Origin of the sequence: Streptomyces sp. Je 1-369 (genome assembly GCF_026810505.1) — a bacterium.
Lineage (GTDB): Bacteria > Actinomycetota > Actinomycetes > Streptomycetales > Streptomycetaceae > Streptomyces.
In genome coordinates this window covers 3,392,537-3,405,764 of sequence record NZ_CP101750.1, presented here as the reverse complement: position 1 = coordinate 3,405,764, position 13,228 = coordinate 3,392,537, and the positions used below count along the sequence as shown (strand labels likewise).

Below are 13,228 nucleotides of genomic sequence, written 5' to 3'. Positions count from 1 at the left end.
GCGCGTTCAAGCGTGGGTCCGGCCGCAGGGGACGCGGGCCGGTCGAGTGCCGCCAACTAGGCCGGAAGCTGACCTAGTTGAGTTCTAGCCTGTGGCTGTCCGACTCGGCGAGAACCCACGGAAGGCGGCGCATCATGCCCGACACCACGACCCTCGACCAGCCTGCTGCCACCGGCGAGCGTGCCGACCTGCTGGAGTCGCTGGCCCACCACCGGACGATGCTGCGCGTCACCGCGCGCGGCCTCACCGACGAGCAGGCGGGCCTGCGCACCACCGCGAGCGAGTTGTGTATCGGCGGCATCATCAAGCACGTCACCTCGGTCGAGAGGGTGTGGGCCGCCTTCATCCAGGACGGCCTGGCGGCACTCGGCGACGTCACCGACCTGACCGACGAGGACTGGGCGCAGCGCGCCGCGGAGTTCCGGATGCTGCCCGGCGAGACGCTGGCGGGCGTACTCGACGCGTACGAGCAAGTCGCCATCCGCACCGACGAGGTGGTGCGCTCGCTGCCCGGCCTGGACGTGTCCCACCCCCTGCCGGAGGCCCCCTGGTTTGAGCCCGGTGGGCGGTGGTCGGCCCGCCGGACCCTCCTGCACGTCATCGGCGAGACCGCGCAGCACGCGGGTCACGCGGACATCATCCGTGAGTCCCTGGACGGCGCCCTCAGCATGGGCTGACCGTGCTCGTCAGGACCGCGCCTGCGACGACGTCGAAGAGGTGGTCGGCGCGGGGGGCGAGCGAGGGCTGGTCGCCGAGCCAGGCGAGCATGGCGATCAGCGCGAACAGGTCGGCGCCGTCGATGTCGTCCCGCGCCGCGCCCGCTTCCTGGGCGCGGATGAGCAGCCGTGCTCCGGCCGCGCGCAGGGTCACGCACGACGCGTGGAGCGCGGATTCGGGGTCCTCGATCGCGGCGGCCATCAGTACCGTCGCGCCCCGGTACTCGGTCGTCCAGGCGACGCCGTCCCGCAGCCATGAGACGAGGGCGTCCCCGGGCGCGTCCGACGTCTCCAGCGCGCACGCGTTCTCCGTCAGTTCGTCGAAGCCCGTGCGGAGCAGGGCGTCGAGCAGTGCCTCGCGCGTCGGGAAGTGCCGCAGCAGCGTCGCGAGCCCGACGTCGGCCCTGCGCGCGATGTCGCGCAGGGCCACGTCGACGCCCTGCTCGGCGATGGCGGCGCCCGCTACGGCGAGCAGGTGGTCGCGGTTCTTCCTGGCGTCGGCCCGCATCGGTCCCTTGTCCCTCTCGGCTCGCTTGACTATCCGGATCAGTGGTCCATATATTCGGATCACTGATCCACTTATGTGGATCGCTGGTCCGGATGAGCGTATCCCGCGACGCGAGCAGGAGAAGAACGATGGCGACCACCACGATGAAGGCGATCCGGCTGCACGAGTTCGGCGCTCCCGAAGTCCTGCGTTACGACGACGTGCCGATTCCCGCACCCGGGCCGGGGGAGGTGCTCGTCCGCGTGCACGCGGTCGGGCTCAACCCTCCCGACTGGTACGCGCGTGAGGGGATGCCCGACGTACCGCCCGAGCTGAAGCCCCCGTTCGAACTCCCCCTGATCCCGGGGACGGACGTCTCGGGCGTGGTGGCAGCGCTCGGCCCCGACATCGGCGCCGGGCCCGACCGCTTCTCGGTCGGGGACGAGGTGATCGGCCTGCTGCGCTTCCCCACCGCTCTCCAGGGCAGCGCGTACGCCGAGTACGTCACCGCCCCCGTGGCCGACCTGGCCCGCAAGCCCGCCACCGTCGACCACGCGCACGCCGCAGGTCTCCCCATGTCCGGGCTCACGGCGTGGCAGTACCTGATCGAGCTCGGGCACGACCACCCTTCGCCGTTCCAGGAGGCCACGCACCGCCCGATCGCGCTCGACAGCGACACCACGGTCCTCGTCAACGGCGCCGCGGGCGGCGTGGGGCACCTCGCCCTCCAGCTGGCCAAGTGGCAGGGCGCCCGCGTCATCGCCGTGGCCTCCGGCACCCACGAGGCGTTCCTGCGCGAGCTCGGCGCGGACGAATTCATCGACTACACCGAGCAGCGCGCCGAGGACGTCGTCCGCGACGTCGACCTCGTCCTGGACACGGTCGGCGGCCCCGACAGCAGGCGCTTCCTGCGCACGCTGAAGCGCGGCGGCTCCCTCTTCCCCGTGTACTTCGGCGACTTCGACGACGCCGAGAACGCGGAGCTGGGCATCACGGTCACGCTCACCCAGGTCCGGTCGAGCGGCGCGCAACTCGCGGAACTGGCCCGCCTTGTCGACGCGGGGTCGGTACGGGTCGCGCTCGACAGCACGTTCCCGCTCACGGACGCGCGGGCCGCGCACGAGCGGGCCGCCCGAGGGTACATCCAGGGCAAGATCGTGCTCACGGTCGCGGGCTGAACTCCGACGTCCGCCCGACGAAGGCACCCGAGTCTGCCCGTTGTTCCGTATCCCGAACTGCCGCCTGGACATACGTTGTTCGAGCGTGTCGCCGACTACGTGTGCGCGTGCCGGCCTGCGAGAAGAGGAGCCATGGGTTACGAGCGAGACAGCGGAAGATCGGGCCGCGCCGAGGACAGGCGTCCTTCGATCCAGGAACGGGCGCAGCGTGCCGACCGGCCCGAACCGGGCCTGATGGCCCTGCAACGCAGCATGGGCAACAGAGCCGTGGTGGGGATGCTCCAGGGTTCCGGGCACTTAGGAAGCGGCTCCTTGTCGGTGCAGCGTACGGACGAGGGGCTGACGCTCGGCGCCAACACCAGCGGGCAGTCGAGGGCCGCCGATCCGGCGTTCGAAGCGGAGGCCATGGCTTTCGAGCGCAAGCTCGCCGCCAAGGCCTCCGCGCACGCCTCCGCCAAGGGCGCCATGGCCGACATGGCGACGAAGGCCAAGGCGTACATCCGGAGCGGGGTCGGCGGCGCCTGGGATCACGCCGATCAGCGGCTGGCCGAGATCTTCAACACCGTCGGTCAGGAAGGCGTCGAGAAGTCGGGCTTCGTCGGCACCGCCGTCGCCGATGTGATGGCCGTCTTCGACCAGGGCACGCTGAGCGAGCAGTACACCCATGTCGTGCGCTTCTTCACCGAGGTACTGGCCCGGGACCTCGCCAGTTCCGCGAAACGGGAGGAGATCGACCAGCGCATGAAGGAGGCCGAGCTGAACATGCCCTTCCTGCTGGACCGCCGACGGGCGATGCTGCGGGCCGGCGGCACTCCGGAGAGCGTCGTCACCCGTGACATCGCGCCCGTTCCCCCGGGCTCGGCGGTGGAACACCAGGCAGACGCGCGAGTCCGCCGCAACGACGTGCTGAAGGCTCTGAACCCCGAAACGGATCCCGGCGAGACCGGACGCACCGACCACACGGTCGCGCAGACCGGCCTCGATTTCAGTGACCGGCAAAAGGCGGTGCACACGAAGGACGACCCGAGCTGGGACGCGCAGCAGGACGCACTGAAGTGGCTCGCCGGCGCGAAGGTCTGGATGATCAACGAGAAGAACGCCTGGGTGGAGGCGCAGCGCAAGCTCAGTCTGCCGCTCGGCGGCGGACCGTCCGGCACGACCAACACGATGATGAGTGCCGCCAAGGCGCTCAAGGCGGACAAGTACGGCGCCCGGCTGGCGTCCATCGCGTTCCTCGTCGGGGCGAGCCACCACACCCTCGTCGAGATCATGGCCGCGGCCGAGCCGTTCGGCTGTGAGTACGATCCGACGCAGGGGCTGTACCGGAACGTGAAACCCCTCACCGAGGACGAGCTGCGGGCCTGCGGCAAGGACGGCAGGTTCCCCGGGGAATCGGCGCCTGCCAGTGCCGGTGCCGGTGCCGGTGCCGGAAAGAACGGGAACTAGGCATGACGAAATTCTGTGGTCCCTACCCCGAGCTCGTGGGCGCGCGCCTCTGGCTGCCGACGCAGCCGTTCGAGTTCGGCTGGGCGTCCCCCGTGGGCTGCAACGCGCTGCGTTGCACGAGCTGCGGTGAACCGGTGCGGTCGGAAGTGCTGGCTGACGGAGAGCGTCGGCGGTACGCCTGCGGGTGTCATCGGCGGGACACGGTCTGGAGCTACCGGATCGGGTCCGAATCGGACGACCTGCACCCGGCGTTCACGGACTGGGTGTGCGGCGGGCACCCCGACTTCGAACTCCCCGCCACACTCGACGGGGTGGAGCTGAACGAGGCCACCGACTGGGACGCTCTGGTCGCCGAGACGGCCCTGCGTCCACCCTTCGATCCGCCCGGCGTCGAGCTGTACGCCCGGTGGCTCACCCGCCTCCACCGTCTTCTCCACGCCGAGCAGGCGGCGCTGAGCCGGGCAGTGGCCGGCCTGCTGAGCGCCGAGGACCCCCTCCTGGTGAGGGCGGCGTACGACTTCTTCACCAACGAGCGGCACGCCGCGGGGGCCGAATTCCTGGCGGGCGCGGTGGCTGAGCGCCGGGAGTGGCTGGAGGGAACGCCGGACCCGCGCCGCCCCTCGTCCACCCTGCTCAGCGGCGCGGCTCTGCTGCTGCACGAGAGGCTGCTGGCGGTGGATGCCTCCGGCGCCCCCGTGGACGGGCCGACTCTCGCCCTGACGAAGGAGCTCGCGCTCGCCGGTATCGGCCCCAGCGACACGCCGCTGACGTTCCGCGACTACGACCCCGACTGGCTCTGGGCCCATGGCGGGGAGCTGGCCGCCGCGAACGCGGAGTGGGTCGAGACGCTCGTCTACGCCTCGGCGGGGGCGCCTGCCGAGCTCAGGGGGAAGGTACTCGCCGAGGCGGCCAAGGTGGCTCCGGCGGAGGTCCGGGCAGCCGTCGAGCAGCACTTCGAGCAGCCTGACCGGGATGCGTTGCTGTCCGCCATCCCGCCCACGTGAACGTGTGGTCCCTTGGCCGCCTTGGCCGCCTTGGCCGGCCCCACGACGTCTCAAGGAGTACGGGAGGAGTACGGGCCCGGTGACCAGCAACGTCACCGGCCCACCGAAGTCGCGGCTACCGCTCGCGCAGCGCGTCGAGTTCCGCCCAGATCGTTTTGCAGGGGTGGAGCGGGAGCGGGCCCAGGTCCGCGCCCCAGCGGTCCGCGAGCGCCTCGATCAGGAGCAGGCCCCGCCCCGACTCCGCCTCGGGGGAAGGGCGACGGGCGTGCAGGGGTGGGCTGCGGTCCGCCCGCGCGTCAGTCACCTCGATACGCAGCGTGTTCGCCGCGCTGAGCAGGAGTCCGAGCCGGAAGCTCCGGCCCGGCACGTGGCCGTGCAGCACGGCGTTGTTCGCCAGCTCGGCGACGACGTGCTCCGCAGCGTCGCTCGGGCGGCCCCAGCTGTGCAGTTGCTCCCTCGTCAGGAGCCGGGCCAGCCGCGCGCCTCTTCTCGTCGCCGAGAGAAGAATCGTGAACTGGTGTACGGGTGTGGGGGTTTGGGCCGGGGTGGTTTCTTGGTTCACGTCACTCAGCGTGGCGGGGCGTGCGTAGCGTGGATAGCGGTGCGCGCTGTGCGTACCGCTTTTGTCCCGCGCTTGTCCCGGCCTGTCCCGGCTGTCCCCGGTGACGCCCGGGTACGTGTGCGCGTTGGGCCTGGACGGTACGTCGGAGGTGGGCGCGGTGGAAGAACGCAACGATGGTGTGGACGAACCTGGTTGGGATGTCGACCCCGAGGACGAAATCAGCGCGGTGGTCGAGATGGTCGGCCATCAGCTGAAACGGTGGCGTGAGGCGGCGGGTCTCAGGGTCGCGGAGTTCGGGGAGGCGATCGGGTACGGGGAGGACTTGATCCGGAAGATCGAGCGCGGGGCACGGATTCCTCGCCCCGAGTACCTGGACAAGGTGGAGGAGGTGGTCGACGCACGGGGCCTCGTCTCGGCGATGAAGAAGGAGATGAGGGAGGCACGGTATCCGAAGCGGGTACGGGAACTGGCGAAGTTGGAGGAGCGGGCGGTCGAGGCCGGGTTGTACAGCAACCACAACGTCCATGGCCTTCTGCAGACCGAGGAGTTCGCTCGGGCGCTGCTCGGTACACGGCGGCCCGCCTACTCGGACGAGGAGTTGGAGCGATTGGTGGCCGCGCGAATGGCGCGCCGGTCCATCTTCGAGCGGTCTCCGGCGCCGGAGCTCAGCTTTGTCCAAGAAGAGGTGACGCTGCGGCGGCCGACCGGAGGGACAATGGTTCTGCGTAGGCAGCTTGAACGCCTGCTGGACCTGGGGGAGTTGCGCAACGTCGAGATTCAGGTGATGCCGACTGCTCGCGGAGACCACCCCGGAACTGGCGGGTTGATCGAGCTGCTCAAGTTCGGGGACGGTACCGCAGTGGGCCGTTCCGACGGCGAGTTCGGTGGCCGTCCAGTATCCGATCCGAGGCAGCTCCGTATTCTCGAGCTGCGGTATGGCATCATCCGGGCCCGAGCTCTCACGCCAGGAGAGTCGCGGGCCTTCATTGAGCGAGTGCTGGGAGAAACATGATCGGCAAGGCCTCTGTCGGGGACGCCTCCGCCCTGGAGTGGTTCAAGAGCAGCTACAGCGACAGCAACGAGTCCGGCGACTGCGTCGAGGTCGCCTTGGAGTGGCACAAGAGCAGCTACAGCAGCAGCAGTAACGGCGAAGACTGCGTCGAGATAGCCGTCAGCCCCCAAACCATCCACATCCGCGACTCAAAGGTCGACGACGGCCCCCACCTCGACCTCGCCCCCCGAGCCTGGTCCCACTTCCTCACATACGCCTCACAGGACGCAGAGGCGTAAGACCAAGGGACGAGAAAGCCCCCACCCCGGGACAGGGGTAAAAGCAGTCCACGCCTCTTACTCTGGCGTGATGACTGACGACACCGGCGGCGTACTGAGCAAGCCCTACCGAGCCCTGAGCATCGGCATCGTCTCCGTCGTGCTGCTCATCGCGTTCGAAGCGACGGCCGTGGGGACGGCGATGCCGATCGCCGCCCGGGAGCTTGACGGCGTGTCGCTGTACGCCTTCGCCTTCTCGGGGTACTTCACGACGAGCCTCTTCGGCATGGTGCTGAGCGGGCAGTGGGCGGATCGGCGAGGACCGCTCGGCCCGCTCGCCACCGGTATCGCACTGTTCGCGGCGGGGCTGCTGCTGAGCGGGACCGCCGGGGCGATGTGGCTGTTCATCGCGGGGCGGGCCGTGCAGGGGCTCGGCGGAGGGCTGGTCATCGTCGGGCTGTACGTGATCGTCAGCCGGGCGTACCCCGAACACCTGCGGCCGTCGATCATGGCCGCGTTCGCGGCGAGCTGGGTCGTGCCGTCCGTGGTGGGGCCGTTGATCTCGGGGACGGTCACCGAGCACCTCGGGTGGCGCTGGGTGTTCGTCGGCATCCCCGTCCTCGTACTCGCGCCGCTCGCGCTCGCGCTGCCCGCGATACGGCGGACGGCGTCGGGGCCGGTCGACCCGGACGCGCCGGTCGCCGCGTTCGACCGGCGCCGGATCCGGCTGGCGCTCGGGATCTCGCTGGGCGCGGGGCTGCTCCAGTACGCGGGGCAGGAGCTGCGGTGGCTGTCGCTGGTGCCCGCCGCGATCGGTGCGGCCGTCCTCGTGCCCGCCGTGCTCGGGCTGCTGCCCAAGGGGACGTACCGGGCGGCGCGCGGGCTGCCGTCCGTCGTGCTGCTGCGCGGCGTCGCGGCGGGGTCGTTCATCGCGGCCGAGTCCTTCGTACCGCTGATGCTCGTCACGCAGCGCGGGCTCAGCCCGACCATGGCCGGGCTCTCGCTCGCGGTGGGCGGGGCGACGTGGGCGCTCGGGTCGTACGTCCAGTCGCGGCCGCGCATGGAGCCGTACAGGGCGCGGCTCGTCGCGTCCGGGATGGTGCTCGTCGCGGCGTCCATCCTGGCCGCGCCGACCGTCCTCATTGAGGGCGTGCCGGTGTGGGTCGTCGGCGTCGCCTGGGGCTTCGGGTGTTTCGGTATGGGCATGGTGATCGCTTCGACCAGTGTGCTGCTGCTGCGGCTCTCCGCGCCCGCGGACGCGGGGTCGAACTCGGCGGCGCTCCAGATCTCGGACGGGCTCTCGAACGTGCTGCTGCTCGCGGCGGGTGGTGCGGCGTTCGCCGCGCTCGGTGGCGGGACGGTGGGAGCGGGCCACGGGGCGGGGGAGGCCACCGGCTCGCACCCGGCGGCGTTCGTCGCCGTCTTCGTGCCGATGGCGGTCGTCGCCCTGGCCGGGGCCTGGGTGGGGACGAGGTTGCAGGGCCCGCGGACGGAGCACCCTGCGGAAGTCCCCGCGCCGGACGAGACGGGGCTCGTGGTGACCGACGTGGTGACGGACGTACGCATGGACGTCCTGTCGGACACGGCACCGGACACGGCGTCCGACGTACGGACGGACGCGCGGGCGGACGGCTAGGCGGGGCACACCAGGGGGCCCGGCGAGGCGCGACACGGTGGCCTGCGCGGGAACGTGCAGGGGGGCGTGCGTACCGGCAGCCCCGCGACCCCGCGCCCACGTGTGAGACCCGTCCCACCCACCCCCGGCACCGCCTCGTCCCCAGTGGAACGTCACCGCATCACCGGTAAGGTGGCCCGGTTGTCATACGTGCCGCCGACCCGCGAACCCGGAGACCGTGACTACCACCAGCGCCGCCGCCAACTCCTCCCACCACCTCTCTCCCGCCTTCCCCGGCCGTGCCCCGTGGGGTACCGCCAACAAGCTGCGAGCCTGGCAGCAGGGGGCGATGGACAGGTACCTCCAGGAGCAGCCGCGAGACTTCCTCGCCGTCGCCACCCCCGGCGCCGGCAAGACGACGTTCGCGCTCACGCTCGCGTCCTGGCTGTTGCACCACCATGTCGTCCAGCAGGTCACCGTCGTCGCGCCCACCGAGCACCTGAAGAAGCAGTGGGCCGAGGCCGCCGCCCGTATAGGCATCAAACTGGACCCTGAGTACAGCGCGGGACCGCTGAGCAAGGAGTACCACGGCGTCGCCGTGACGTACGCGGGTGTCGGCGTACGGCCGATGCTGCACCGCAACCGCTCCGAGCAGCGCAAGACCCTCGTTATCCTCGACGAGATCCACCACGCCGGTGACAGCAAGTCGTGGGGTGAGGCGTGCCTCGAGGCGTTCGAGCCCGCCACCCGACGTCTCGCGCTCACCGGTACGCCGTTCCGGTCCGACACGAACCCGATCCCGTTCGTGCAGTACGCGGAGGGAACGGATGGAATCCGGCGTTCCGCCGCCGACTACACGTACGGCTACGGCAGCGCGCTCGGCGACGGCGTCGTGCGGCCCGTCATCTTCCTCTCGTACTCCGGCAACATGCGCTGGCGCACCAAGGCCGGTGACGAGATCGCGGCGCGGCTCGGTGAGCCGATGACCAAGGACGCCGTCAGCCAGGCGTGGCGTACCGCCCTCGACGCGCGGGGCGAGTGGATGCCGAACGTCCTCAAGGCCGCCGACAAGCGGCTGACCGAGGTCAGGAAGGCCATCCCCGACGCGGGCGGCCTCGTCATCGCGTCCGATCAGGACTCCGCGCGCGCGTACGCCAAGCTGATCCGCGAGATCACCGGGACCAAGGCCACCGTCGTCCTCTCCGACGACACCGGCGCGTCCCAGCGCATCGACGACTTCAGCGCCAGTACGGACCGGTGGATGGTCGCCGTCCGCATGGTGTCCGAAGGCGTCGACGTGCCGCGCCTCGCTGTGGGCGTGTACGCGACGACGATTTCGACGCCGCTCTTCTTCGCGCAGGCCGTCGGCCGTTTCGTACGGTCCAGGCGGCGCGGCGAGACCGCGTCCGTGTTCCTGCCCACCGTCCCCGACCTGCTCACCTTCGCCAACGAGATGGAGGTGGAACGGGACCACGCCCTCGACAAGCCGAAGAAGGAGGGCGAGGAGGACCCGTACGCCGAGTCCGAGGCGGAGATGGACGAGGCCAACAAGGAGCAGGACGAGGACACGGGGGAGCAGGAGCAGTTCTCCTTCGAGGCGCTGGAGTCCGAGGCCGTCTTCGACCGCGTGCTGTTCGACGGCGCCGAGTTCGGCATGCAGGCGCACCCGGGGAGCGAGGAGGAGCAGGACTACCTCGGTATTCCGGGGCTCCTCGAACCCGACCAGGTGCAGATGCTGCTCCAGAAGCGGCAGGCCCGGCAGATCGCCCACAGCAGGAAGAAGCCGGACGACGAGGCGGACCTGCTCGAGCTGCCCGCCGAGCGGCGGCCCGTCGTCTCCCACAAGGAGCTCCTCGGGCTGCGGAAGCAGCTCAACACGATGGTCGGCGCGTACGTCCATCAGAGCGGGAAGCCGCACGGCGTGATCCACACCGAGCTGCGGCGCACGTGCGGCGGGCCGCCGAGCGCGGAGGCCACGGCGGGGCAGCTGCGGCAGCGCATCGAGAAGGTCCAGGAGTGGGCCACCCGCATGAAGTGACGTTCGAGTAAGGAGCCGGGGGTTCCGAGTGGGGAGGTCGTGTGCGGACGCGGTGCGCGCGGCCTCTCGGGCGGCCACCGCGTATTGGGGCAATGGGGGGCGCTAGGGGCGTCCCCGTGCCCGGATTCTGGACGAAGTCTTCCGCTCAGCGGGACGGCCTCGCTAATGTCCCCGCAAAGCACACGCCCCGTGGCAGCGCCGCCGCGGAGCGCAGCCGGTGTTCCGACCGGCGGCCTCTGACGCGCGTCGCCCACGGGACCGGCGACGCAACCGCCGCGTAGGGGGGCCGCCGACCCTCACCTAAGGAGTGGGCGTCGTGACCGCGGAGACTTCCCAGACGCTCGACCGAGGACTGCGCGTCCTCAAGCTGCTGGCCGACACCGACCACGGCCTTACGGTCACCGAGCTCTCCAACAAGCTCGGGGTGAACCGCACGGTGGTCTACCGCCTGCTCGCCACGCTCGAACAGCACGCGCTCGTGCGCCGCGACCTGGGCGGCCGGGCCCGCGTCGGCCTCGGCGTGCTGCGGCTCGGGCGGCAGGTGCACCCGCTGGTGCGCGAGGCCGCGCTGCCCGCGCTGCGGTCGCTCGCGGAGGACATAGGCGCGACGGCCCACCTCACCCTCGTCGACGGCTCGGAGGCCCTCGCGGTCGCGGTGGTCGAGCCGACGTGGACGGACTACCACGTCGCGTACCGCACGGGTTTCCGTCACCCCCTGGATCGCGGGGCCGCGGGCCGCGCGATCCTGGCGGCCCGCCAGGGCCTGGTCACGGACCCCGGCTACGCGCTCACGCACGGCGAACTGGAGGCGGGCGCGAGCGGCGCGGCGGCGCCCTTGGTGGGCGTGACGGGTCTGGAGGGCAGCGTGGGAGTGGTCATGCTGGCGGACGCGGTGCCGGAGAGGGTGGGGCCGCGGGTGGTGGACGCGGCGCGGGAGGTCGCCGATGCGTTGCGCTGAGGCCGCGCGGGCGGGCGGTGTCACGGGGTGCCCCGTGGCGCAACGAGGAGCCACGGGGCGCGGTCGGTTGCCGGCTTCGCCGTTGCTCGTCCTCAAACGCCGGACGGGCTGAAACTCCCCGTCGTGCGCTGAGGCCGCGCGGGCGGGCGGTGTCACGGGGTGTCCCGTGGCGCAACGGGGAGCCACGGGGCGCGGTCGGTCGCCGGCTTCGCCGTTGCTCGTCCTCAAACGCCGGACGGGCTGAAACTCCCCGTCGTGCGCTGTTGCTGCGCCGGGGCCGGGCGGCGCCGGGTGGGCTGAAACTCCGGCGTTCGAAAGGTCACGTAGATTGATCCCGTGTTCTCTCGTCTCACGCGCCCCCAGGCCCTCGCCCTCTGCGCCCTGCCCGTCGCGGCTCTGCTCGCCGTTGCCGGGCTCGCGCCGTTGCCGTTCGCCGTGGCGCAGCCCGGGGGGACGGCGGACGTGCTCGGGGAGCACGAGGGGAAGCCCGTCCTGAAGGTCAGCGGCGTGCCCACCCGGGAGACCCGGGGTGAGCTGCGGATGACCACCATCGTGGCCACCGGGCCGCAGATGGACGTCTATCTCGGTGACGTGGTCGACGGGTGGTTCCGGAGTGACCGGGCCGTGATGCCCAAGGACTCCGTCTACCCCGTCGGCGACGACGTCGAGGAAGTCGAGAAGCACAACCTCGGTGACATGAAGAAGTCGCAGGACGCCGCCACGGACGCGGCGCTGAACTACCTCAAGGCGAACGGCGTCGACAACACGGACAAGGTGAAGGTCAAGGCCGACCTCGGCAAGATCGGCGGGCCGAGCGCGGGGCTGTTCCTGTCGCTCGGCATCATCGACAAGCTCGACGGCGACGGCAGCGGGGGTGACCTCACGGGCGGCCGCAAGATCGCGGGCACCGGCACGATCACGGCCGACGGCAAGGTCGGTCCGGTCGGCGGCGTCGCCCTCAAGACGCAGGGCGCGCGCCGCGACGGCGCCACGGTCTTCCTCGTCCCGGAGGACGAGTGCTCGGACGCTCAGGCCGAGTTGCCCAAGGGGCTGCGGCTCGTTCCGATCACGGCGCTGAAGGGAACGGTCGACGCGCTGCGGGCGCTGGAAAAGGGCGGGCAGGTCCCGAGCTGCTGACCAGGCGCAGGCCCAGCTCGACGAGGTGCCAGCCGAGTTGAGCGCGGAGGAATCGGGAGCGGGGTCCTCGTGCGGGGGCCGTGCGCCGTAATTCCTGCGCGCGGGTGTCGTGCAGCATCAGGTGTACGTCGGGGTGCATGGGCTCGTGGTCCTCTCAGTCGCTGTCGCTGTCGCTGTCGCTGTCGCTGTCGCCGGCCGGGCGGGTCGGGAAGAAGTGGGAGTGGATGCGTACCTTCGCCGCGTCGGGGGTGTTTCCCTCGGGCGCCAACGCCCGGTAGCTCTCGATGAGTTCGTGGACCTTGCGGCTCAGCTCAAAGGTCTGTGCAGGGGTCAGGTCCAGGGTGAAGTCGCTGACGCTGGAGGCCTCCGCCCAGTCCGCCGACCACTCGTTCCGCGTGGCGATCCAGGTGGACACCTCCTGGGCGCGCTGTGTCGCGTACTCGTGCAGGACGGTGCTCAGCGCCCCGCGGACCTCCGGGCTCTGGTCGCGCATGAGATCCGCGTTGGTGCGGATGCCCTGCTGGGCGGGGCGCCACCAGCGCTCCCGGCCCTTGCCCCGGTCGGGATCGTCCTCCACGAATCCGTACTCCGCGAGCTGGCGCAGGTGATAACTGGTCGCTCCGCTCGACTCGCCGAGCCGGGCCGCGAGTTGGGAGGCGGTCGCCGGACCGTCGAGGCCCAGCGAGGAGAGCAGCCGCATCCGCAAGGGGTGCGCGAGGCCGCGCAGCGTGCGCGCGTCGAGGTGGCGGACCTTGTGGGGCTTGGGCTGTTCCGTCATGCCGCCCAGCGTAGACATGCAAAGACTCCGTTGCAACGGG

General features: G+C 70.9%; 13 protein-coding genes. 10 read left to right on the top strand and 3 right to left on the bottom strand.

The window, feature by feature from the left end; translation table 11 throughout:
- Positions 1-134 precede the first annotated feature (134 nt).
- Positions 135-677, top strand: coding sequence for a DinB family protein (locus NOO62_RS15530; RefSeq protein ID WP_268771483.1), 543 nt, complete (start codon positions 135-137; stop codon positions 675-677).
- On the opposite strand, the gene NOO62_RS15525 is transcribed toward NOO62_RS15530, so the two are convergent.
- Positions 664-1,224 (bottom strand): TetR/AcrR family transcriptional regulator, encoded by a 561-nt coding sequence (locus NOO62_RS15525; RefSeq protein ID WP_268771482.1) that lies wholly within the window; start codon positions 1,222-1,224, stop codon positions 664-666. The genes NOO62_RS15530 and NOO62_RS15525 overlap by 14 nt on opposite strands.
- Before the next feature lie 128 nt (positions 1,225-1,352).
- On the opposite strand from NOO62_RS15525, the gene NOO62_RS15520 reads away from it, so the two are divergent.
- From NOO62_RS15520 to NOO62_RS15510, 3 genes are all read left to right on the top strand, one after another.
- A complete protein-coding gene (locus NOO62_RS15520; RefSeq protein ID WP_268771481.1) occupies positions 1,353-2,381 on the top strand; it encodes an NADP-dependent oxidoreductase in 1,029 nt (342 codons plus the stop codon).
- A gap of 132 nt (positions 2,382-2,513) precedes the next feature.
- Positions 2,514-3,827 (top strand): hypothetical protein, encoded by a 1,314-nt coding sequence (locus NOO62_RS15515; RefSeq protein WP_268771480.1) that lies wholly within the window; start codon positions 2,514-2,516, stop codon positions 3,825-3,827.
- A gap of 2 nt (positions 3,828-3,829) precedes the next feature.
- A complete protein-coding gene (locus NOO62_RS15510) occupies positions 3,830-4,831 on the top strand; it encodes a hypothetical protein (RefSeq protein ID WP_268771479.1) in 1,002 nt (333 codons plus the stop codon).
- Between the two features lie 115 nt (positions 4,832-4,946).
- Here the strand turns inward: NOO62_RS15510 and NOO62_RS15505 are convergent, their stop codons facing one another.
- The gene (locus tag NOO62_RS15505; protein ID WP_268771478.1) at positions 4,947-5,393 is read right to left on the bottom strand and encodes an ATP-binding protein; all 447 of its coding nucleotides are present in this window, start codon (positions 5,391-5,393) and stop codon (positions 4,947-4,949) included.
- Between the two features lie 157 nt (positions 5,394-5,550).
- On the opposite strand from NOO62_RS15505, the gene NOO62_RS15500 reads away from it, so the two are divergent.
- The 6 genes from NOO62_RS15500 to NOO62_RS15475 all read left to right on the top strand — a co-directional run bounded on the left by NOO62_RS15500 (position 5,551) and on the right by NOO62_RS15475 (position 12,410).
- Positions 5,551-6,405 carry a helix-turn-helix domain-containing protein gene (locus NOO62_RS15500; RefSeq protein WP_268771477.1) on the top strand — a complete coding sequence of 285 codons (855 nt, stop codon included), beginning with the start codon at positions 5,551-5,553 and terminating at the stop codon, positions 6,403-6,405.
- Positions 6,402-6,683 carry a DUF397 domain-containing protein gene (locus tag NOO62_RS15495; RefSeq protein WP_268771476.1) on the top strand — a complete coding sequence of 94 codons (282 nt, stop codon included), beginning with the start codon at positions 6,402-6,404 and terminating at the stop codon, positions 6,681-6,683. The genes NOO62_RS15500 and NOO62_RS15495 overlap by 4 nt, the downstream gene beginning before the upstream one ends.
- A gap of 70 nt (positions 6,684-6,753) precedes the next feature.
- Complete coding sequence (locus NOO62_RS15490; protein ID WP_268771475.1) at positions 6,754-8,298, top strand: MFS transporter; 1,545 nt, start codon at positions 6,754-6,756, stop codon at positions 8,296-8,298.
- A 217-nt stretch (positions 8,299-8,515) separates the two neighbouring features.
- Positions 8,516-10,315 (top strand): DEAD/DEAH box helicase, encoded by a 1,800-nt coding sequence (locus tag NOO62_RS15485; RefSeq protein WP_268771474.1) that lies wholly within the window; start codon positions 8,516-8,518, stop codon positions 10,313-10,315.
- Between the two features lie 316 nt (positions 10,316-10,631).
- The gene (locus tag NOO62_RS15480; protein WP_268771473.1) at positions 10,632-11,273 is read left to right on the top strand and encodes an IclR family transcriptional regulator; all 642 of its coding nucleotides are present in this window, start codon (positions 10,632-10,634) and stop codon (positions 11,271-11,273) included.
- 336 nt (positions 11,274-11,609) lie between these two features.
- Positions 11,610-12,410 (top strand): S16 family serine protease, encoded by an 801-nt coding sequence (locus tag NOO62_RS15475; protein WP_268771472.1) that lies wholly within the window; start codon positions 11,610-11,612, stop codon positions 12,408-12,410.
- A gap of 154 nt (positions 12,411-12,564) precedes the next feature.
- On the opposite strand, the gene NOO62_RS15465 is transcribed toward NOO62_RS15475, so the two are convergent.
- Positions 12,565-13,188 (bottom strand): ArsR/SmtB family transcription factor, encoded by a 624-nt coding sequence (locus NOO62_RS15465; protein WP_268771470.1) that lies wholly within the window; start codon positions 13,186-13,188, stop codon positions 12,565-12,567.
- Between the last annotated feature and the right edge of the window lie 40 nt (positions 13,189-13,228).

Excerpts from the sequence above, each read along its gene's own strand:
- NOO62_RS15490 (WP_268771475.1), top strand. The coding sequence starts at position 6,754 with ATGACTGACGACACCGGCGGCGTACTGAGCAAGCCCTACCGAGCCCTG.
- NOO62_RS15520 (WP_268771481.1), top strand. The coding sequence starts at position 1,353 with ATGGCGACCACCACGATGAAGGCGATCCGGCTGCACGAGTTCGGCGCT.
- NOO62_RS15465 (WP_268771470.1), bottom strand. The coding sequence starts at position 13,188 with ATGACGGAACAGCCCAAGCCCCACAAGGTCCGCCACCTCGACGCGCGC.
- NOO62_RS15525 (WP_268771482.1), bottom strand. The coding sequence starts at position 1,224 with ATGCGGGCCGACGCCAGGAAGAACCGCGACCACCTGCTCGCCGTAGCG.
- NOO62_RS15515 (WP_268771480.1), top strand. The coding sequence starts at position 2,514 with ATGGGTTACGAGCGAGACAGCGGAAGATCGGGCCGCGCCGAGGACAGG.
- NOO62_RS15495 (WP_268771476.1), top strand. The coding sequence starts at position 6,402 with ATGATCGGCAAGGCCTCTGTCGGGGACGCCTCCGCCCTGGAGTGGTTC.
- NOO62_RS15530 (WP_268771483.1), top strand. The coding sequence starts at position 135 with ATGCCCGACACCACGACCCTCGACCAGCCTGCTGCCACCGGCGAGCGT.
- NOO62_RS15510 (WP_268771479.1), top strand. The coding sequence starts at position 3,830 with ATGACGAAATTCTGTGGTCCCTACCCCGAGCTCGTGGGCGCGCGCCTC.